Raw genomic sequence first — 20,297 nt, forward strand, 5'->3', positions numbered from 1 at the left:
GCCGGCCCCATGCATCCCGACATCATCGTCACCGACAGCACCGACGAGGCCTTCCTGTCCGTGCTCCAGGCGGGCCTGATGAGTTATAATGAGGAACAGGGCGGCGCGACCGATCTGAAGCCGATCCAGGTCAAGGTCCGCGACTCCGAAACCGGCGTGCTCGCCGGCGGCATCTCCGGCCGGACCTCGCGTGGCGTGCTCTTCATCGACTATGTCTATCTGCCGCAGAGCCTGCGCGGCTCTGGTGTCGGCAGCCAGATGCTCGCCATGGCCGAGCACGAGGGCAAGCGGCGCGGCTGCAGCAAGGCGGTGCTCTTCACCATCAGCTTCCAGGCGCCGGACTTCTACAAGCGCCTCGGCTGGAAGGTCCTCGGCGAGGTCGTCCCCAAGCCGCCCGGCGCCACCCGCATCTACCTGACCAAGGATCTGTGAGCGCGATGCCGACTGGGACGCTGGCAGGCCGCGTGGCGGTGATCACCGGCGCCGGGCGCGGGCTCGGCGCCGCGCTTGCGATCTCGCTCGCCGAAGCCGGCTGCCGACCGGTCCTGTGCGGCCGCAGCATAGCCAGCCTCACCGCGACACAAGCCGTGATCCGCGAGCGGGCCGGGATCGAGCCAGCACTCGTCGCGCTCGACCTCGCCGATGCCGCCAGTATCGAAGCAGCCGGCCGGACCATCGCTGACAGTACCGATGGCATCGACATCCTGATCAACAACGGCGCGATGTGGCTGGAAGGGCGCGAGACACCCTATTCCGCCGAGGAGGTGCTCGGCGTCGTCAATGCCGCGGTCTCCGGCACCTTCCTGCTGACCCAGGCGCTGCTGCCGGCGCTGAGGCGCTCGGCCTGCCCGGACATCGTCACCATCGGCTCGATCAGCGGCCTGCCGAATGCCGCCTTGCAGAGCGTCTCGGTCCCCTTCTACGCCGCCAAGCATGGGCAGGCCGCGCTCGCCGACGGCTTCCGTCAGATGCTTGCCGGCACGCCGATCCGCTCGATCGCGGTCCACCCGCCCTATCTCGACGACATGCTGCCGGACGATGCCGAATGGCAGGCAAGTCCGCAACGCGCCAAGGGCAGCCGCGGCAGCAATCGCGACGTCGTCGAAGCCGTCATCTTCGCCCTGACAAGACCACGCCATGTGACCTTGTCGATCACGCTCGACGCGGATGATGGCGGGCAGTTCCCAGGTCCGACACGGCGCTGAGACCTGCATGGGCCACGAGTTCGCCACCGCTGGCGACTGCATGGTGACCGCCGCAGGTATCGCAGGAAGATCTCGGGGCGCAGTCTTGTGCCGGACACGCACGTCCTATCGATTGCCCCAACGTGAGGTTGTAGCTAACCTAAGGGAGGCCGCTTTCCGAGATCAGGATGAGGACCATGGTGCATGTTCTCGCGCCGAGGCCGTCGCAGGCCTTCATTCCCGTCTTCTACAATGTCGACACCTCAGTGGGACGCAAGGGCGCCAATGCCTCCTTCGACGACATCATGCTCGTCCAGTTCTTCCTGAGATTGGTCGGCCGCGGATCGAATCCGGGCACGAAGCTGGCGAGCCTCGCTGACGTTCCCGTCACCGGGAACATCAATCCGCAGACGATCACGGGGATCGAGACCTTTCAGACGGCCGGCAGGGTGCAACCGGATGGCCGCGTGAGCGTCGCGAACGGCTATCGCTACGGTTCGGGCTTCTTCACGATCGTCACGCTGAACTTCAATGTGAAGGAGCGCTTCAAGGCGCAATGGCCGAATATCGAGGAAATGCCGGACTGCCCGCGCCATCTCAACCTTGCCTGTCGGGCCGCCTTGGTCGGAGCGACAGGCTGACCGCAGCTACCCCTCCTCCCGCTCTCGGAACGCCCGCCGCGCCGCCGAGACCTCGGCATAGTAGGTCTCGGCCCAGGTCCAGACGCCGCAGAAGGCGGCACTGAGCTCGCGGCCGAGCTCGGTCAGCGTGTAGTCGACATGCGGCGGGATCACCGGGTGGACGGTACGCACCACCAGCCCATCGCGCTCCATCTCGCGCAACGTCTTGGTCAGCATCTTCTGGCTGATGCCGCCGACGATCCGCCCGCATTCGGTGAAGCGCAGCGTGCCGTGCTCTTCCAGCGCCTCCAGCACCAGCATCGTCCATTTGTCCGCCACCTGCGCGATCACCTGGCGCACCAGCGATTCCACCGCCTTCGAGACCGGCGGGATCTCCTCGCTGCGCTTGTGCATGGTCGCCATTGCCTCACGGATCGCATGCATTGCGACACTCTCCTTTTGGTGCGTATCGAACTTTTGGGCGCCTTCTTTCCGCTGAAGAGTATCGACGCCAGCTGATGTTCCGCAACCAGGAAAGGGATTTGCGATGAACATCAGCGGCAACACCATCCTCATCACCGGCGGCGGCTCCGGCATCGGCCGGGCGCTGGCCGAGGCCCTGCACAAGGCCGGCAATCAGGTCGTCATCGCCGGCCGGCGCGAGCAGCTCCTGCACGAGGTGACAACGGCCAATCCGGGCATGGAGGCGCTGCTGCTCGACATCCAGGACAAGGACGACATCGCCGCCTTCGCCAGCCAGGCGGTCGAAAGCTTCCCGGCGCTCAACATGGTCATCCACAATGCCGGCATCATGCGCAGCGAGGCGGTCGCGGCCGGCGATTTCCTCGCCACCGCCGAGGAGACGATCGCGACCAACCTGCTCGGCCCGGTCCGGCTTACATCCGCGCTCCTGCCGCATCTCCTGAAACAGAAGCGCGCGGCGATCCTGACCGTCTCCTCCGGCCTCGCTTTCGTGCCGCTGGCGACGACGCCGACCTATAGCGCGACCAAGGCCGCGATCCACGCCTGGTCGATGTCACTGCGCGAGCAGCTCAAGGCGACCTCGGTCGAGGTCATCGAGATCGCTCCGCCCTATGTCCAGACCGAACTGCTCGGCCCGCAGCAGGCGGTCGATCCCACGGCGATGCCGCTGGCCGAATTCACCAGCGAGGTGATGGCGCTGCTCAAAAGCGCCCCGGAATCCGGCGAGATCATCGTCCAGCGCTGCAAGCCGCTGCGCTTCGCCGCCGAGAACGGCCAGGTCGCCGCGATCTTCGCCCAGCTCAACGCGCAGCACGGCTGAGCGCTCAGCACTCCCTCGCGGATCGTCCCGGACAAGCCGCGTCAGCGGCGCTGATCCGGGACCCATGCCTGAACCGTTCCGGCATGGGTCCCGGGTCTTCCTCCGGTTGCCCGGGACGACCAAGAGAGGCCGCCGCAACCGCATGACATCCGCCTCGCCCCCTGCTAAGCCCCCGCCATGCGCGAAGGCCTCCTCCCCTCGACGGTCGCGACCGTCCTCGAACTCGAAACCAGCGGCGACAAGGCGCGCGCCTTGACCGAGCTGCTGGGCGAGGTCTTAGACCCCACAGAGACCGCCGTCTCCGCCTTCGAGGTCGAGAGCGGCGTCACCACCCTGTCGCTGAACGCCCCCTGGAAGGTCGAGATCTATTTCGCGACGCATCCGGACGAAGAGGCCGTGCGCGACATGCTGCGCCCGATCGTCGGCGACAGCATCGATTCAACGCCCTTCGCCACGGTCAATCAGAAGGATTGGGTCGCGGCCAGCCTGGAAGGCCTGCAGCCGGTGCGCGCCGGCAGAGTCCTCGTCCATGGCTCGCATGACCGCGACGCCGTGAAGATCAACGACGTCGCCATCGAGATCGCGGCGGCGCTCGCCTTCGGCACCGGCCATCATGGCACCACCGCCGGCTGCCTGCTGGCGCTCGACGCCGAATTGAAGAAGCGCCGGCCGCGCAATGCCATCGATGTCGGCACCGGCACCGGCATTCTCGCGCTGGCGCTCGCCAAGCAGGTCAAGCGCAAGGTCGTTGCCGGTGACATCGACGCGGTCGCGATCGAGGTCTCCGCCCGCAACGCCCGGATCAACCACGCCCCGCAGGCGCTCGACCTCTATGTCGCGCCCGGCCTGCGTCACGCCAAGGCGGACCGGCCGCGCCATTTCGACCTGATCTTCGCCAATATCCTCGCCGGTCCGCTGCGCAAGCTTAGCCCCGCGATCGCTCGCGCTCTGTCGGATGACGGCGTGGTGATCCTGTCGGGGCTGCTGGAGATGGATGTCGCCGGCGTGGTCTCGGCCTATCGCCATCAGGGGCTGGCGCTGGCCAAGCGCTCCTCGCGCGAGGGCTGGGCGACCCTGGTCATGAAAAGAGGCGGCGCAGCCGCCAGGCCGCGCCGCCTCTACTAGGCCTACTGCTTCACACTAACGGCGAGCGGAGATTCGTCGTCAGGCCGAACCGAATGGCGTGGCGTGCGAGAACCGGAGCGGAGCGGACATTAAGTCCGTGAGCCCCGGAAGCGCAGAACGCCGCGTCAGGCGGCCGGCATGGCGGCGAAGCTCGCCGCCGGATCAGAAGCCGAGGTGGCCGTACTTCTCTTCGGCCTGCGCCTGCATGACGCGGGCATCATGCCAGACCGCCGCAGCGAACTTGGCGCTGTCGACGATGAAGTCATAGGCATGCTTGACGATGGCGATCATGATTTTGGTTCCTTGTCAGTTCTGCGCGGCGCGTGTCGCGGCCTGCGCGATTGAAGGTCAGCGGTTGAAAGGCAGCTCGGCGTCGCGTTTCAGCGTCGTCTGCGGGAAGCCGCCGAGCACCAGCTCGCTCTCGCGAACCAGGTAGCTGTGGGCGCGCAGCTCGCGCAGGGCCGAACGGCGGCGGCTCTCGATCAGCGCGGCGTAGAAGCGCTGCCAGAAGCTCTTGCCGGCGGTCTTGGTCTCCGTCGCCGCGGCGCGGGTGGCGGCCGGCAGGACGTCGTTGGAATTCAGCACATAGGTCATAGGGTCTCTCCTCAGATCACGAAGGACAGTCCCGGTCGCTTCCTCGTTCTCTTATGCGACTAAAGTGGGCCGTCTTCGCGCTTGCGAGAAGATATGTTCGCATATGCACAACATGCACCAGACGCATAACGAAAAAAGAAATCCATTAACGAGTGCGCATACCGCATAGCTAAGAGGCAAACCGCTCAAATGCGAGTCAGTCCGCGCCTGCTGCGCAAGCAGGGGCGAAACGGCAGTTTTGCACTGGCCTTTCGCGCGCGCGGAGGCGAGCATGCGGCAAATCCCGCCTTGCCGAGCCCGACATGACCGATTCCCCAGCCAAGACCGCCTGCCGTTTCCAGTCCTTCTCCGAACCGAGCGACCCGTCGCAGGTCGCGCCACGCGTCGCGGCCTTGCGCGCCGCCTTGGCAAAACAGGGGCTCGACGGCTTCATCGTGCCGCGCGCCGACGAGCATCAGGGCGAATATGTTCCCGCCCATATGGCCCGCCTGGCCTGGCTGACCGGATTCACCGGCTCGGCCGGCAATGCCGTCGTGCTCGCCGGCAAGGCGGCGCTGATCGTCGATGGCCGCTACACCATCCAGTCGGCGGCCCAGACCGACACGAGCGTCGTGACGCCGACGAAAATGGAAGAGACGCCGCTCGATAAATGGGTCGAGGCCAACCTCCCGGCCGGCGGCAAGCTCGGCTACGATCCCTGGCTCCACACCGTCGATGGCGTCGCCAAACTGGAAAAGGCCGTCGGCGCGGCTGGCGGCATGCTCGTGCCGGTGACGCCGAACCCGATCGACGCGCTCTGGAACGACCGTCCGGCTCCGCCGACCGCTCCGGTCAAGGCGCATCCGGCCGCCTATGCCGGCGAGAGCAGCGCCGACAAGCTCGCGCGCATCCAACAGGAGCTGGCCAAGGCCAAGGTCGACGCGCTGGTCCTCTCGGACCCGCACGCGCTGGCCTGGACCTTCAACATCCGCGGCGGCGATGTCGAGCACACGCCGCTGCCGCTCGGCTATGCGATCGTGCCGCGCGAGGGCCGCCCGACCGTCTTCCTCGCGCCGGAAAAGATCACCAACGAGGCCGGCGACGCCATCGGCGCGCTCGGCGAGATCGCCCCGCCGCAGGCACTGGAGCAGCAGCTCAAATCGCTCGGCGCCGCCAAGGCCAAGGTCCGGCTCGATTCGTCGACCGCCGCCTCCGCGCTCGCCACGCTGATCCAGGATGCCGGCGGTACGCCCGAAGCCGGCGCCGACCCGATCGCGCTGATGAAGGCCAGGAAGAACGAGGCCGAGCTCAACGGCAGCCGCCGGGCGCACTTGCGCGACGGCGCCGCGATCGTCCGCTTCCTGTCCTGGCTGGCGCGCGAGGCTCCGAAGGGCGGGCTGACCGAGATCGACGCCGTCGCGGCGCTGGAGGCCGAGCGGCTGAAGACCGGTGAACTGCGCGACGTCTCCTTCACCACCATCGCCGGCGCCGGCCCGAACGCGGCGCTGCCGCATTACCGTGTCACCGAGTCGAGCAATCGCCGGATCGAGCCCGGCATCTTCCTGGTCGATTCCGGTGGGCAATACGAGGACGGCACCACCGACATCACCCGCACGCTTGTCGTCGGCGAGCCCACGACCGAGATGCGCGATCGCTACACCCGCGTGCTCAAGGGTCATCTCGCCATCTCGCGCGCCGTCTTCCCGAAGGGGACGTCAGGCGCCCAGCTCGACGCCTTCGCCCGCGTCCCGCTCTGGCAGGCCGGGCTCGATTTCGACCACGGCACCGGCCATGGCGTCGGCAGCTATCTCTCGGTACATGAGGGGCCGCAGCGCCTCTCCAAGCTCGGCACCACGCCGCTCGAGCCCGGCATGATCCTCTCGAACGAGCCCGGCTACTACAAGGAAGGCGCCTACGGCATCCGCATCGAGAACCTGATCGTGGTCGAGGAGCGCCAGATCCCCGGCGCCGAGCGCACCATGTACGGCTTCGAGACGGTGACCTGGTGCCCCTATGAGCGCGCGCTGATCGACCTCTCTTTGCTCGACGAGGGCGAACTCGCCTGGATCAACGCCTATCACGCCCAGGTCTGGAGCAACCTCGCGCCGCTGGTCGACGGCGAGGCGAAGGCCTGGCTGGAGCAGGCGTGCTTGCCGTTGTGAGGGCCCCTTCTCCCCTCGAGGGAGAAGGTCCGGCAGGGGATGAGGGAAGTACAGCGCTTCCCTTGCCTAGCTTGAATTGTCAAAGTATATCAAACAGCTATGCTAGATTTTGCCATACTACCCCGCCTCGCTCTGACACTTTTTCTGTCGGCATCTTTGCCCGCTCAAGCGGATGATCAGACAGAGAAAATATTCGAGAAGCGCAATGATCGCGCCAAGCGGGAAGCAAGCAGCTTATTCAAAACAATTTTGTAAGATTTTGACATTCAACCACAGCATTGTACCTTCTTGGATACGTGGTCTGTTAGACCTATCGATTCATCTCTTGCTCAAAAATACCTTGGCTCGAAACTGCATGCGGACGTCTTGGCGCCTCATAATGCGACCAACCCCGCTGAAATCATGGGTTCTGCGGACATAACGCAACGACACTTTTGCTCTGAAGCGGAAGCCAGCCGCCAATGGCAGCACCAGCAATCGGAGTTCAGGAAAGGCTCGCAATCTGGCGACTTGGTCGAGGGTCGACGCCATGCTCTGGTACGAATGAGACGCATAGAAGTCGGGATGCCTGTCTTCAATCAGGCATTCTCTACCGCCGTTCTCACAATCGCTTTCAACACCGAAACGCTTTTCAAAACCGACCTAGAGGGAGCAAAGGCTCGCCCTAAGGCCTTCGATGAAGCTGGATATGCGCTAAGGCCGTTCCCCGAGGCTTTCGGATACTCTCTGGTTTATCGAAAGAAGGCTGGAATCTGGAAAAAAATTCACTCAAGCCAAGATTTTACTATGAACTGAACCAACTCATATGAATACGATCATCACCGGCGCGCGGCATCTCCTCATCAAGGCACTGCCCCGCCATCACCCCCACAAATCCGTCGACAAATACTTCAGCCCGGAATCGCAGACGATGACGGCGACGCTCTTCCCGGCCTCGGCACCACCAAGCAGCTGCAGCGCCGCCGCGACATTCGCCCCGGCCGAAAACCCGCCGAAAATCCCCTCGAACCGCGCCAGCAGCCGCGTCGTCTCGCGCGCCTCCTCGCCCGTCACCTGCAGATAGCCGTCGACCGGCACATCCCTGAGGAAGGCGAGATCGGCCATCGCATAACCACCGCCCTGGATCGGATGATCCGGACGCGTGACCGCCTCGCCCGCTGCAGCCGCAGCCCCGGCCGGCTCCACGACATAGCAGTGCACAGCCGGGCTGCGCTCCTTCAGCGCCTTGGTCACCCCGGCATAGCTGCCACCTGAGCCGATGAAATCGACGAAGGCGTCGATCGCCCCGCCGCTCTGCTCCCAGAGCTCCGGTCCGGTCGTGTGGTAATGCGCCAGCCAGTTGCCGTCGCGATGGAACTGGTCGGCGCGGAAGGCGCCGCGCTCCCTTGTGATCCGCTTCGCCTCGTGGTCGACGAGTTCGAGGTCGCCACCCGAGACCTGCCCCGGCACCGAACCGGGAAGCTGCTCGACCAGCACGACCTCGGCCCCGAGCGCCCGCATCATCCGGGCGCGCTCCTCCGAATTGCCCTTCGACATCACCGCGATGAAGGGATAGCCCCTGATCCCGCAGACGATGGCGAGCCCCGTGCCCATATTGCCGGAGGTGAGTTCGACCACGGTCTGACCCGGCTTCAATGTGCCGGCGCGCTCCGCCTCCTCGATGATGCCGAGCGCGGCCCGATCCTTCTTCGAGAAGCCGGGGTTGAGATAGTCGAGCTTGGCGAGGATGGTTCCGCTGGCGCCGAGATGCCGGGTCAGGCGATCGAGCCGGACCAGCGGCGTAGCGCCGATCGCCTCGACAATGGAATCCATCACGGGGCGCATGCGTGTCCTCCCGGCCGGCCTCAGGCCACCATGCGTAAGGCAACCACGGTCGCGACCCCCACGGCAACTACGCCGAGCAATGGCAGCCGCGTCGCCGCCAAGCCGCAGACCAGCGCTGCAACGGTTTCCGGCCAGCCGGTCGCGAGCGCGCTCGGCGCGATCACGGCGATCAGCACGGCCGGCGGGATCGCGTCGAAGGCAGCCTGCGCCCGCGGCGACAGGTTGAGCCGGCCGACGAGCGCCAGCCCGGCGATACGGGTGAGATAGGTCACCAGCGCCATGCCGAGGAAGGCGGCGAGATTAATCGGATCGAGGCTCATTCGGCCGGGCTTTCGACGGGTTTCTCGGCGAGGTCGCCGGCGGCGATCCAGGCGGCGGCGAGGCCGCAGAGCGCGCCCGCCAGCACATGCCAGGGCGGCCCGGCGAGCTTGTAGGCCAGCGCCGAGGCAAGGCCGGCCGCGGCAACAGTCCAGGCGGTGACCCGGCCCTTCCAGAAGGCGGCGGTCAGCGCGATGAACAGGGCGGTGAAGGCGAAGTCGGCGCCATAGCGTTTGGGGTCGCCGAGCGCCGCCCCGATGACCGCGCCGGTGGTCGACGTCGTCAACCAGCCGAGCACGAAGGGCACGATCATGGCGAACCAATAGGCGGGCGTCACCGGATGGCTGCGCGCGCGCTTCTCGGCCAGCGCCCAGTTCTCGTCGGCCATGTAATAGAGCCCGCCGAAGAGCTGCGCGCTCGAGAAGCCCTTCAGCTTCGGCGCGATCGAGGCGCTCATCAGGATATGGCGGGCATTGATCAGCGCCGTCGAGAACACCAGCGCGAAGATCGGCGCCGGGCTCGCCCAGAGCTCGACCGCGGCGAACTGCGCCCCGCCGGCGAAGACGAGCACGCTCATCAGGAAGACCTCGAACGGCGAGAGGCCCTTGCCGGCGGCCAGCGCGCCGAAGAGCAAGCCGATCGGCACCGCCGCCAGCGCCGCCGGCCAGATGTCGTTGAGCCCGGCCCGGGCTTCGTCTTTCCAGCTCATCCTGTTGTCCATCAGCCGTGATGGGCGGCGCGGAAGACGCCCGGCGTCACGCCGAGCCTCGCCTTGAAGGCGCGGGTCAGATGCGCCTGATCGCAGAACCCGGTGGCGGCCGCGACCGCGCCGGGGGATTCGCCACGCCGCAGCCGCTCGCGGGCGCGACGGACACGGACATCGACGAGATAGGCATGCGGCGTCAGCCCGGTCTCGCGCCGGAAGGCCCGGATCAGATGGTGCCGTGGCAGGCCCGAGCGCTGGGTGAGATCCGCCAGCGACAGGTCCTCGTCATAGCGCTGCTCGAGCAGTTCCCTGGCCTGCGCGATCGGCCCGCGCTCACGCCCGACATCCCGGATCGAGAGATCGGCATGGCGCGACAGGCACCAGCCATAGGCACGCAGCAGGCCTTCCTCACCGGCGAGCCCATCCCCGCCCTCCTCCAGCGCGCGATGCGCTTCAGAGAAGAGGGCCGAGCCCTCCGGGTCCTGCACAGTCGGCTCCGGGAAGAACGGCGTGCCGATCGTCTCGTCGCCGGTCAGCGAGATCGCGACCTCGCGCATCAGCTCGATCGTCGGATAGGTCATCCGGTAGCGATAGCCGCCCTCGCTCGGCGCGCCGTCATGAACGTCGAGCGGGTGGTTGAAGACGAGGTCGCCGGTGCGGGCGAAGAGCGTGCGGCCGCGCGCATGCCAGAGCTCGCAGCCCGAGAGGATCGTGCCGACCGCATAGGTCTCGTGCGCATGCGGCGAATAGGTGTGGGTCGAGAACCGCGCCGACAGGCATTCCAGCCCGGAGAAGCGCGCCGCCGTGAACAGGCGGGCGTGCTCTCCTGCCTGGAGCGGCATCTCCAGCAATGCTTCGCCTTGGCTGATCAGATCCATGGCGCAAGATAAAGCGAAAGCGCGCGCGCATGTCTTGAAGAAAAGTGATGGCGACGATCACGCGACCGTCGCCATTTGTCGGCCTTAGGGATGCGGCGGCTCCTTGCCGACGACGAGCACCAGCAGTGCGCCGGCGAGCGTTGCCACAGCCATGTACCCGATCGGGCCGAGGCCGCCGACATGGTTGACCAGGAGGCCGCCGAGCACCGCACCGCTGGCGATCGCGACCAGGAAGGCCGCCGTGACCAGCCCGCTCGCCGATTCGGCATGGTCGGCCGCGACCCGCACCATCCAGGTCTGGAAGCCGACCGGCGCGAAACCGAAGGCGAAGCCCCAGAGCGCGACGGTGATCCCCGCCACGATCGGCGAAGCGCCGAACTGGAGCATGACCAGCGCCAGCACGCCGATCACCAGCGCGAAGGAGACGATCGCGAGCTTGACCCCGCGCCCCGCTACGGCGCCGCCGGCGAAATTGCCGACGACATTGCCGAGGCCATAGCCGAGCAGCACGATGGTGATCGCCGCAACGCCGAGCTGCGGCGCATGCTCGAGAAAGGGCCGGATATAGGTGAAGCCGGTGAACTGCCCGGAGATGATGACGAGCACCGAGATCAGCATCAGCCGGATGCTGGGACGCGACAACAGCACCCCCAGCGTGCCCAGTCGCGGCGCCGCCTGCGGCGGCAAGGACGGCATCGTCGCCAGCAACGCCAGCAGGGCGACGCCGGCAAGCGCAGCCGAGAGCCCGAACACCATGCGCCAGCCGATCAGGGAATCGAGATAGGCTCCGAGCGGCCCGCCGCCGATGAAGGCGGCCGAGACGCCGGCCGAGATCAGCGCCAGCGCCCGCGGTACCGACTGCGCCGGCACCAGCCGTAGCGTCAAAGCCGGCGCCATCGACCAGAAGCCGCCCAGCGCAAGGCCGAGCAGGAAACGCGCCGCCAGCAGCATGGCAAAGCCGTTGGCCAGCGCCGTGACCAGGCTCGACAAAGCGAGCAGCGACAAGAGCGACCAGAGCACGAGGCGCCGGTCGAAGCGGCTGGTGACGATCGGGGTGAAGATCGCGGCGGCGACGCCGACCAGCGAGGTCACCGTGACGGTCTGCCCGGCGGCGCCGACGCTGATCGAGAGATCGGCGGCGATCGAGGTCAGGACGCTGGCAGGCAGGAATTCGGCGCTGACCAGCGCGAACACGCCCATCGAGAGGGCGAAGACCGCCGGCCAGGCGGCCCTGCGCTCTTCGGGCAGGATACCGACGAGTTCGGCATCGGCCGTGGCTGACAAGGAATCCGACATGGGATGCTCCAAAGAGGCCGGAGAAGTTCGGACACCGGAGTTAGGCGTGACCCCCTGGAGCTTCCATGCTAGAAAACCCGGGATGCTTGCCCAATCGTCCAGAAATTCGGCACCTGACCCGCTCTCGGAGATGCTTCGCGGCCTCCGACTCGAGGGCGTAGACTACGCCCGCTACCAGATGACGACGCCCTGGTGCCTACTGTTTCCTGCCCAGCCGGCTGCACGTTTTCACTTCATGGCCGAGCAAGGCTGCTGGCTGCGCACGCCCGAGGGCGAATGGGTCCGGCTCGAACAGGGCGATGCCGTGCTGATGCCGCGCGGCGTCGAGCACGCGCTCGCCAGCGAGCCCGGCCTCTCGGCGAAACCGAATGGCAACTGCGCCTTCCAGCATTGCTGCGGCGAGATCGCCGAGGCGCGCGGTGGCGGTGCAGGAGAAGGCGACGGCGAGGCGACCTTGTTCTTCAGCGCCAGCCTCTGCTTCAACGTCGACGCCCAGCATCCGATGCTGCGGATGATGCCGGAGCTGATGTGGGTGCATGAGATGGCGGTGCACGAACCAGCCATCCCTACCCTGCTCACCACCATGGCTTGCGAACTCACGCTCGACCGAGTCGGCGCCGGTGGCATCCTCACCCGCCTGGCCGATGTCGTCGCCGCCGCCCTGATCCGCTCCTGGGTCGAGCGCGGCTGCGGCAGCGCCACCGGGTGGGTCGCCGCCGCGCGCGACCCCGATATCGGCCGCGTGCTTGCCGCGATCCATCTCAATCCGAGCGAGGACTGGACGGTCGACGCGCTCGCCAAGGTGATGCACGCCTCGCGCTCGGCCTTCGCCGAGCGCTTCGCCAGCGTCGTCGGCGAGACGCCGGCCCGCTATGTCCTGCAGGTCCAGATGCATCAGGCCAGGCAATGGCTGGTGCGCGACCGGATGCGGATTTCGGCCGTGGCGCGCCGCCTCGGCTACGATTCCGAGGCGTCCTTCAGCCGGGCCTTCAAGCGGGTGATCGGCAAGTCGCCGAGCCATTTCCGCAACGCCGAGCCGCCGATCCCCGCGACACGGCCGGTCGATGCTTCCCCTGCCGGCAGCCCCCCGGGTCGTATCTCCGACCACTGACCGCCACGCCTTCGACGGGACGACCATGAGCATCCGCCAGCAATTGATCGAGCGCTTCTTCCGCTATGCCGCGGTCACCAGCCAGAGCGATATCAGGGCGACGACGCTGCCCAGCACGCCGGGCCAGCAGCGCCTCGCCGAACTCCTTGCTGATGAGCTGCGCGCGCTCGGCCTCGACGATGTCGTCATCGACGACCGCGCCACCGTCACGGCGCTGAAGCGCGGCACTGTGCCGAACGCAGCCAGGATCGGCTTCATTGCCCATCTCGACACCTTCGATGCCGGCCTCTCGCCCGACATTCGCCCGCAGCTCCTGCGCTTCGAGGGCGAGGACCTCTGCCTCAACCGCGAGCGGGACATATGGCTGCGCGTCGCCGAGCATCCACAATTGCGCGACTGGCAGGGCGCGCAGATCATCGCCAGCGACGGCACAAGTGTGCTCGGCGCCGACAACAAGGCTGCGATCACGGTGATCATGACCCTGCTCGCCAATCTCGGCCCGCAGGATCGCCATGGCGACATCGCCGTCGCCTTCGTCCCCGACGAGGAGATCGGCCTGCGCGGTGCCAAGGTCCTCGACCTCGCCCGTTTCCCCTGCGACTTCGCCTATACGATCGACTGCTGCGAGCTCGGCGAAGTCGTGATCGAGAACTTCAACGCCGCAAGCGTCGAGATCACCTTGACCGGCGTCAGCACACATCCGATGTCGGCCAAGGGCGTGCTGGTGAACCCGGTGCTGATGGCGCAGGACTTCATCGGCCGGTTCGACCGGGCAGAGACGCCGGAGAACACCGCGGGGCGCGAAGGCTATGTCTGGTTCAACGCCATCACCGCCAATGCCAGCGAGGCCAGGCTCGGCGCGCTGATCCGCGATTTCGACAGGCAGAGTTTCGAAGCCCGCAAGCGTCGCTTCGCAGAGGTCGCGAAGGAGATCGCCACGCTTTATCCCACCGGCCGGGTCGAGTGCGTGGTCAGCGACACCTATGGCAACATCCATGACAGCTTGGGTGACGACCAGCGCCCGGTCGAACTGCTCTTCGGCGCGCTGGAGGCGCTGCAGATCAGGAAGAAGCAGATCCCGATGCGCGGCGGCACCGACGGCGCGGCGCTTTCTGCACGCGGTCTGCCGACTCCGAACTTCTTCACCGGCGCCTATAATTTCCACTCGCGCTACGAGTTCCTGCCGGTCCCGGCCTTCGAGAAGTCGTTCGAGGTGGCGCGGATGATCTGCACGCTGGCGGCGCAGGCGCCACCGGTCACAACCAACTTGCGGTAGCATCGAAACTCGGTGAAATGGTCGGCAGGATCTTGCGTCGGGGGCGCCAGCTTGCAGGTCAAATCACTGAAGGGCGGCCTGGAGTTCAATCACCCGGCCTGGCCGACGATCCGGCTCTATTTCGGCATGCCGCTGGTGGCGGCGCTGCTGACCTATCCGCTCTGGCGCGGCTTCCGCGCGGATGGATTGATCGCCGCAGCCCTGGTCGGCATCGGTGCGATGCTGTCGGTGCTGGCGCATGAGCTCGGTCATGCTGCCGTGGCAAAGCGGACCGGATTGAAGCCCTCGCTCATCCGATTGTACGCCCTCGGCGGCGACGTGACGTGGCAGGCCAAGCACTGGACCCGTGCCGAGGAGCAGCGGATTCTGTGGGCTGGCCCGTTGGTCAATCTCGCCCTCGGCCTGCTCTGCCTCGGGTCCTACTGGCTGCTGCTGCACGCGCCCGCGCTGCTCGGGGGTGTCGATCCCGAGCACGCACGCACGGTGTTCATGTCACCTCCTCCCAGGCTGGACCCCGTGCCTGTTCGGGTCCTGCACTGGCTCGGCTGGATCAATCTCGCCCTCGGTTTCATCAACCTCCTGCCCGCCTACCCTCTCGATGGTGGCAGGCTGGCGCATAACTGGATCAAGCGACGCTACGGCAAGGCTCCGGCACTGTTCTGGCTTGGCCTCAGCGGCACCGTGCTGGCGGTCCTCGCCAAGCTCGCCTTCGTCATGATTCTTCTGGCGGGAATGCTGATCTGGGTCCTGCCCGACCTCGCGCCGAACTGGGCCGCTTTCAAGAAAGGGCGCCGCCTGCTCGCAGCCAAGCCGCAGGAGCTCTAGGCCAGCGTCGATCCGCCTCTACCCTCCGACCAGCTCGAACCACCCCGCTTCGTCGATCACCTTGACGCCGTGCTTGGCGGCATCCTTGAGCTTCGAGCCGGCGCCCGGCCCTGCCACCAGCAGGTCCGTCTTCGACGAGACCGAGCCGGCAACCTTGGCGCCGAGCCGCTCCGCCATCGCCTTGGCTTCGTCGCGGGTCATGCGTTCGAGCGCGCCGGTGAAGACGACGATCTGGCCGGCGACCGGGCTGGACGAAGCCACTGCCTCCAGCGGCTGCGGCGTCACCTCGCCGAGCAGCCGGGCGAGCATCTGCTGGTTGTGCTCCTCGGCGAAGAACTGCAGCAGCGCCTCGACCACAGTCGGGCCGACGCCGTCGATCGCATCGAGCGCCGCACGCTCCTCGCTTTCGGGATTCTCGGCGGCGAGGCAGGCCGCCTGCAGCGCCTCGAACGAGCCGTAATGGCGTGCCAGCAGCCGCGCATTGGTCTCGCCGATATGGCGGATGCCGAGCCCGAAGATGAAGCGGTTGAGCGGCGGCTTGCGCCGATCGTCGATTGCCTCGAACAGCTTCTTGGTGCTGGTCGCGCCGAAGCCTTCCTTGTCCTTCAGCTTCTTGAGGTTCGCCGCATCGCGCTCAGCCAGCGTGAAGATGTCGGCCGGCTGCTTCACCGGCAAATCGGGATCGTCGTGGAAGAACTCGATCTGCTTGTCGCCGAGCCCGTCGATGTCGAGCGCATCGCGCGAGACGAAATGCTTGAGACGCTCGACTGCCTGCGCTTCGCAGATCAACCCACCGGTGCAGCGGCGCACCGCATCCTCCTTGCCCGAGCGCGGGTTATGCTCGCGCACTGCATCCGAGCCGCAGACCGGGCAGCTCGTCGGGAAAACGTAAGGCTGCGCATCGGCCGGGCGCTTGGCAAGATCGACCGCCTCGACGCGCGGGATCACGTCGCCGGCGCGCTTCACCGTGACGGTGTCGCCGATGCGGATGTCGCTGCCGTCGCGGATCGGCAGGCCCTTCGAATCGAAGCCGCGGATATAGTCCTCGTTGTGCAGCGTCGCATTGGTGACGACGACACCGCCGACCGTCACCGGCTTGAGACGCGCCACCGGCGAGAGCGCGCCGGTGCGGCCGACCTGGATGTCGATCGCCTCCAGCACGGTGGTCGCCAGCTCTGCCGGGAACTTGTGCGCGATCGCCCAGCGCGGCGCCCGCGCGACGAAGCCGAGCCTGGCCTGCAGCGCGAGTTCGTCGACCTTGTAGACGACTCCATCGATGTCGTAGCCGAGGCTCGCGCGCTGCGCCTCGATCGATCGGTAATGCGCCAGCAATGCCTCGACGCTGTCGCAGCGCGCCATCAGCGGGTTGGTTCTGAAGCCCCAGCGCGCGAAGGCCTCGACCACGCCGAACTGCGTCGGCGCCGGCAGCACCGGCATCTCGCCCCAGGCATAGGCGAAGAAGCGCAGCGGCCGTGAAGCCGTGATCGAAACGTCGAGCTGGCGCAGAGAACCGGCCGCGGCGTTGCGCGGATTGGCGAATTCGCGCTCTTCCTTCTCGCGCTGGCGCTGGTTGATCGCAGCGAAATCGGCATGGCCGAGATAGATCTCGCCGCGGACCTCGGCGATCTCCGGCACGTCCTTGCCCATCAGCCGGTGCGGGATCTCGGAGATGGTGCGCGCATTGGCAGTGACGTCCTCGCCCTCCTCGCCATCGCCGCGCGTCGCGGCGCTGGTGAGCTCGCCGTTCTCATAGCGCAGCGACAGCGAGAGCCCGTCGATCTTGGGCTCGGCGGTGAAGGCGATCGGCTGGTCGTCCTTGCGGCCGAGGAAGGTCCGCACCCGCGTGACGAAATCGGCGATGTCCTCGTCGGCGAAGGCGTTGTTGAGCGAGAGCATCGGCACGCGATGCCGGATCTTGGCGAACTTGCCCGAGGGCTTGGCGCCGACCCTGTCCGAGAGCGCCTCGGCGCCCTTCAGCTCCGGAAAGGCGCTTTCCAGTGCGGTGAGCCTGCGGAACTTCGCGTCGAAGGTCGCGTCGTCCATGATCGGCGCGCTGTCGCTGTGATAGGCCTCGTTCGCGGCGGCGATCTCGGGGGCCAGCGCCTGATGCTCGGCGCGCGCCGCCTCGGGGGTCAGATCTTCGACGGGAGTGGGAACAGTGTCGGCCATGGCGCAGTTCTAGTTGAGGGGAAGTCGGCTGCGAAGCTGTTGTTTCACGATTTGGGTACGCCGATTTGTGGCAGGAGCGCGTCGGGTGTAGGCTTTCCCCGCTGAAATGGATGCTCGACGCCTCGCAGGTCTTGACCTGAGGATCGTGTCAGGACCGCCAAGGCGAACCGGGCCCGAACCGGGAAGAACGCCATGGCCGATACCCATCTCCATCACGATCACGTGGCGGCGAACGATGCTGCGCCGCCCGACGCCCTGCCCGTCAACGAGATCGGCATCGCCGACATCAAGGATGCCCTCAGGCAAGGCTATTCCGATTTCATGGCCCAGCCGAGCCATCTGCTTTTCATCGCCCTGATCTATCCGATCGCAGGGATTCTGCTCGCCCGCCTGACGGTGAGCTACAACATCTTCCCGCTGCTGTTCCCGCTGGCCTCGGGCTTCGCCCTGCTCGGCCCCTTCGCCGCAATCGGCCTCTACGAGATCAGCCGTCGCCGTGAACTCGGCATGGACACCTCCTGGAAGCATGCGCTCGACGTCGTACACTCGCCCGGCATCGGCCAGATTGCCCTGCTCGGCGGGTTGCTCACGGGCGTCTTCCTCACCTGGCTGTTCAGCGCTTGGATCATCTATCGCTGGCTGATGGGTGACGCGCCGCTCGATTCCTTCGCGAGCTTCATGACGCCGCTGCTGACCACGATGAACGGCTGGACGATGATCATCCTGGGCAACTCGCTCGGCCTGCTCTTCGCCATCCTGGTGTTCTCGATGACAGTCATCTCCTTCCCGTTGATGCTCGACCGGCATGTCGACGTGGCGACGGCGGTGAAGACCTCGATGGCGGCAGTCGAGAAGAATCCGCGGGTGATGCTGTACTGGGCCCTGACGATCACGGCGCTGCTGATTCTCGGCTCGCTGCCGGTGCTGGTCGGCCTGATCATCGTCATGCCGGTGCTCGGCCACGCCAGCTGGCACTTCTACCGCAAGGTCGTGGCGCAGTAGGGCGCTCCGCGTCATGCTCGGGCTTGACCCGAGCATCTCAGGCCGGATGAGGCGCTTTTCCCTTCTCCCCTTGCGGGAGAAGGTGGCGCGAAGCGACGGATGAGGGGTCGCTCTGGGCGAAATTGGTGGCGACGCTTGTCCAAAGACGGAAGCGTCGCGAGACCCCTCACCCTAGCCCTCTCCCGCAAGGGGAGAGGGGACAGCGCGATCAATGCTGATCCACAGACACCTCGCGCGTCAGCCCGCGCCTGACCAGCCCGACTGCGAGCAGCACCGGCAGCGAGGCGATCAGCCCCATCGCCGAGAGTCTGCCCCAGAGCGTCTCGTCCTCGTTGATCAGCGTCGCGATGAAGGCCGGCAGGGTGAACTTCGATGGCGTCTGGATGAAGAGCAGCGCGAACAGGAACTCGTTCCAGCTCATGATCGCGACGAAGACCGCTGTCGCGACCAGGCCCGGCATCAAGAGCGGCACGACGATCTCGAGCAGCCGCTTCAGGAAGCCGGCGCCGTCGAGCATCGCTGCCTCCTCGAAGGAATAGGGTACGTCGCGGACGAAACCGAGCAGCATCCAGATGGCGAAGGGCAGCGCCAGGATCTGGTTGGCGAGGATCAGCCCGAGATGGCTGTCGAGCAGGCCGAGCGCCCGCAGCACCTGGTAGAGCGGGATGGCGAGCGCGATCGGTGGCGCCAGCTTGATCACCAGCACGAAGCCGAGGAAGACGATGTCGAAACGCTTCGGCAGCTCGAAGCGCGCCAGCGCATAGGCCGCCGGCAGGCCGGCCAGCAGCGATAGGCCCACCGTTCCCAGCGCAACCACGACGCTGTTGAGCCCGAGCCGCCACATCCCGCCATCGAGCAGCACGCGGTAATGCGTCAGCGTCGGATCCTGCGGCCAGAGCGCGATCGAGGTCGAGACATATTCGGCTGGCGGCTTGAACGAGGTCGCGACCATCCAGACCAGCGGGATCAGCGAGAGCGCGCAGAGACCAAAGGCGGCGATGATCCGGATCATCGGCCAGCCCCCTTGAGCAGCGACGCCGCATAGACCACTGCGAGCAGGCCTGCGACCAGGATCATGACCACCGCGGCGGCCGAGGCCAGACCGATGTCGAAGAAACGGAAGCCCTGCCGATAGACGAACATCGAGACCGTCTCGGTCGCCTGCCCCGGTCCGCCGCCGGTCATGGCGTAGACCTTGTCGAACAATTTGAAGCTGTCGACCGAGCGCAGCAGCGCCGCGACGAAGAGATAGGGCGCAAGCAGCGGCAGCGTCATGTCCCGGAAGCGCCGCCACGGCCCGGCACCGTCGACGCGGGCGGCCTCATAGACGTCCTGCGGGATCAGTCGCAGTCCCGCGAAGATGATCAGGAAGGCGAAGGGCGCGGTCTGCCAGAGATCGACCAGCACGATCGACCAGAGCGCGAGATTGGGATCGAACAGCCAGGGCACGCCGGGCAGGCCGATGGTGCGCAGGAGGTTGTTGAGGAAGCCGAGATCGAAATGGAACCAGGCCCGCCAGATCGCGGTCACGACCATGGTCGAGAGCACGAAGGGCGCCAGCAGCAGCGTCATGATCAGCGTACGACCGGGAAAGGCGCGATTGAGCAGCAGTGCTAGCCCTAAGCCGGCCGCGACCTCCAGCACGGTCGAAACCACCGTGAACAGCACGGTGTTGGTCACCGCCTGCCGGAAGAAGCGGCTGTCCCAGAGCTCGCGGAAATTCTCCAGCCCGACGAACTTGGCGTTCTCGAAACCGTAATCGGTGGCGAACAGCGAGAGCGCCAGCGTCCGCCCGAGTGGGTAGAGCGTCAGCCCGGCGAAGATCAGCAGCGCCGGCGTCAGCAGGAGCCAGGGCAGTAGGCGGCGGGAAGCAGTCATTACGTCCAGACGGAAAGCGGGCCGCCTCGCGAGGAGGTGGCCCGCGT

At 66.5% G+C, this 20,297-nt stretch carries 22 protein-coding genes; 11 read left to right on the forward strand and 11 right to left on the reverse strand.

Translation table 11 applies throughout. The annotated features are described in order from the left end of the window. The first annotated feature begins 9 nt into the window (after nt 1–9). The 3 genes from AC07O0_RS10590 (at nt 10) to AC07O0_RS10600 (ending at nt 1,825) form a co-directional block, all read left to right on the forward strand. On the forward strand, nt 10–432 hold the full coding sequence (locus tag AC07O0_RS10590; protein WP_494622709.1) for a GNAT family N-acetyltransferase: 423 nt from the start codon (nt 10–12) through the stop codon (nt 430–432). Between the two features lie 5 nt (nt 433–437). Further along, nucleotides 438–1,205 (forward strand): SDR family oxidoreductase, encoded by a 768-nt coding sequence (locus tag AC07O0_RS10595; RefSeq protein WP_494622711.1) that lies wholly within the window; start codon nt 438–440, stop codon nt 1,203–1,205. 176 nt (nt 1,206–1,381) lie between these two features. After that, complete coding sequence (locus tag AC07O0_RS10600) at nt 1,382–1,825, forward strand: hypothetical protein (RefSeq protein WP_494622713.1); 444 nt, start codon at nt 1,382–1,384, stop codon at nt 1,823–1,825. Between the two features lie 6 nt (nt 1,826–1,831). Here AC07O0_RS10600 and AC07O0_RS10605 read toward each other — a convergent pair whose 3' ends face one another. Further along, nucleotides 1,832–2,227: a winged helix-turn-helix transcriptional regulator gene (locus tag AC07O0_RS10605; protein ID WP_494624175.1), complete on the reverse strand. Its 396-nt coding sequence runs from the start codon at nt 2,225–2,227 to the stop codon at nt 1,832–1,834. 124 nt (nt 2,228–2,351) lie between these two features. On the opposite strand from AC07O0_RS10605, the gene AC07O0_RS10610 reads away from it, so the two are divergent. Beyond that, nucleotides 2,352–3,107 carry an SDR family oxidoreductase gene (locus AC07O0_RS10610; protein ID WP_494622715.1) on the forward strand — a complete coding sequence of 252 codons (756 nt, stop codon included), beginning with the start codon at nt 2,352–2,354 and terminating at the stop codon, nt 3,105–3,107. A 177-nt stretch (nt 3,108–3,284) separates the two neighbouring features. Next, complete coding sequence (locus AC07O0_RS10615; protein ID WP_494622717.1) at nt 3,285–4,232, forward strand: 50S ribosomal protein L11 methyltransferase; 948 nt, start codon at nt 3,285–3,287, stop codon at nt 4,230–4,232. Between the two features lie 162 nt (nt 4,233–4,394). On the opposite strand, the gene AC07O0_RS10620 is transcribed toward AC07O0_RS10615, so the two are convergent. Together AC07O0_RS10620 and AC07O0_RS10625 are read right to left on the reverse strand one after the other, a co-directional pair. After that, nucleotides 4,395–4,523, reverse strand: coding sequence for a hypothetical protein (locus AC07O0_RS10620; RefSeq protein ID WP_494622719.1), 129 nt, complete (start codon nt 4,521–4,523; stop codon nt 4,395–4,397). 57 nt (nt 4,524–4,580) lie between these two features. Then, a complete protein-coding gene (locus tag AC07O0_RS10625) occupies nt 4,581–4,826 on the reverse strand; it encodes a hypothetical protein (protein ID WP_494622721.1) in 246 nt (81 codons plus the stop codon). Nucleotides 4,827–5,128: 302 nt separating this feature from the next. On the opposite strand from AC07O0_RS10625, the gene AC07O0_RS10630 reads away from it, so the two are divergent. Together AC07O0_RS10630 and AC07O0_RS10635 are read left to right on the forward strand one after the other, a co-directional pair. Continuing rightward, nucleotides 5,129–6,967 carry an aminopeptidase P family protein gene (locus AC07O0_RS10630; RefSeq protein WP_494622723.1) on the forward strand — a complete coding sequence of 613 codons (1,839 nt, stop codon included), beginning with the start codon at nt 5,129–5,131 and terminating at the stop codon, nt 6,965–6,967. A 288-nt stretch (nt 6,968–7,255) separates the two neighbouring features. Beyond that, the gene (locus AC07O0_RS10635; RefSeq protein ID WP_494622725.1) at nt 7,256–7,762 is read left to right on the forward strand and encodes a hypothetical protein; all 507 of its coding nucleotides are present in this window, start codon (nt 7,256–7,258) and stop codon (nt 7,760–7,762) included. A 66-nt stretch (nt 7,763–7,828) separates the two neighbouring features. Here the strand turns inward: AC07O0_RS10635 and AC07O0_RS10640 are convergent, their stop codons facing one another. The 5 genes from AC07O0_RS10640 to AC07O0_RS10660 all read right to left on the reverse strand — a co-directional run bounded on the left by AC07O0_RS10640 (nt 7,829) and on the right by AC07O0_RS10660 (nt 11,989). Then, nucleotides 7,829–8,791, reverse strand: coding sequence for a PLP-dependent cysteine synthase family protein (locus AC07O0_RS10640; RefSeq protein ID WP_494622728.1), 963 nt, complete (start codon nt 8,789–8,791; stop codon nt 7,829–7,831). Between the two features lie 20 nt (nt 8,792–8,811). After that, nucleotides 8,812–9,111 carry an AzlD family protein gene (locus AC07O0_RS10645; RefSeq protein WP_284170957.1) on the reverse strand — a complete coding sequence of 100 codons (300 nt, stop codon included), beginning with the start codon at nt 9,109–9,111 and terminating at the stop codon, nt 8,812–8,814. After that, the gene (locus AC07O0_RS10650; RefSeq protein WP_494622730.1) at nt 9,108–9,818 is read right to left on the reverse strand and encodes an AzlC family ABC transporter permease; all 711 of its coding nucleotides are present in this window, start codon (nt 9,816–9,818) and stop codon (nt 9,108–9,110) included. Before AC07O0_RS10650 ends, AC07O0_RS10645 begins: the two co-directional genes overlap by 4 nt. Before the next feature lie 11 nt (nt 9,819–9,829). Next, nucleotides 9,830–10,693 (reverse strand): AraC family ligand binding domain-containing protein, encoded by an 864-nt coding sequence (locus tag AC07O0_RS10655; protein WP_494622732.1) that lies wholly within the window; start codon nt 10,691–10,693, stop codon nt 9,830–9,832. An 84-nt stretch (nt 10,694–10,777) separates the two neighbouring features. Further along, nucleotides 10,778–11,989: an MFS transporter gene (locus tag AC07O0_RS10660; protein ID WP_494622734.1), complete on the reverse strand. Its 1,212-nt coding sequence runs from the start codon at nt 11,987–11,989 to the stop codon at nt 10,778–10,780. 82 nt (nt 11,990–12,071) lie between these two features. On the opposite strand from AC07O0_RS10660, the gene AC07O0_RS10665 reads away from it, so the two are divergent. From AC07O0_RS10665 to AC07O0_RS10675, 3 genes are read left to right on the forward strand one after another with little or no spacing between them, the layout of a single operon-like run. Then, on the forward strand, nt 12,072–13,100 hold the full coding sequence (locus AC07O0_RS10665) for an AraC family transcriptional regulator (protein ID WP_494622736.1): 1,029 nt from the start codon (nt 12,072–12,074) through the stop codon (nt 13,098–13,100). A gap of 25 nt (nt 13,101–13,125) precedes the next feature. Continuing rightward, a complete protein-coding gene (pepT, locus tag AC07O0_RS10670; RefSeq protein ID WP_494622738.1) occupies nt 13,126–14,376 on the forward strand; it encodes a peptidase T in 1,251 nt (416 codons plus the stop codon). 51 nt (nt 14,377–14,427) lie between these two features. Then, complete coding sequence (locus tag AC07O0_RS10675) at nt 14,428–15,201, forward strand: M50 family metallopeptidase (protein ID WP_494622740.1); 774 nt, start codon at nt 14,428–14,430, stop codon at nt 15,199–15,201. A gap of 18 nt (nt 15,202–15,219) precedes the next feature. On the opposite strand, the gene ligA is transcribed toward AC07O0_RS10675, so the two are convergent. Then, the gene (gene ligA, locus AC07O0_RS10680) at nt 15,220–17,370 is read right to left on the reverse strand and encodes an NAD-dependent DNA ligase LigA (RefSeq protein WP_494622742.1); all 2,151 of its coding nucleotides are present in this window, start codon (nt 17,368–17,370) and stop codon (nt 15,220–15,222) included. 192 nt (nt 17,371–17,562) lie between these two features. On the opposite strand from ligA, the gene AC07O0_RS10685 reads away from it, so the two are divergent. Next, nucleotides 17,563–18,372: a DUF2189 domain-containing protein gene (locus tag AC07O0_RS10685; RefSeq protein ID WP_494622744.1), complete on the forward strand. Its 810-nt coding sequence runs from the start codon at nt 17,563–17,565 to the stop codon at nt 18,370–18,372. 208 nt (nt 18,373–18,580) lie between these two features. On the opposite strand, the gene AC07O0_RS10690 is transcribed toward AC07O0_RS10685, so the two are convergent. Continuing rightward, nucleotides 18,581–19,384 (reverse strand): carbohydrate ABC transporter permease, encoded by an 804-nt coding sequence (locus tag AC07O0_RS10690; RefSeq protein WP_494622746.1) that lies wholly within the window; start codon nt 19,382–19,384, stop codon nt 18,581–18,583. Then, nucleotides 19,381–20,250, reverse strand: a complete 870-nt coding sequence (locus AC07O0_RS10695; protein ID WP_494622748.1) for a carbohydrate ABC transporter permease — start codon at nt 20,248–20,250, stop codon at nt 19,381–19,383. The genes AC07O0_RS10690 and AC07O0_RS10695 overlap by 4 nt, the downstream gene beginning before the upstream one ends. Nucleotides 20,251–20,297: the final 47 nt, after the last annotated feature.

Source organism: Allobosea sp. GW821-FHT10B12 (genome assembly GCF_059415545.1).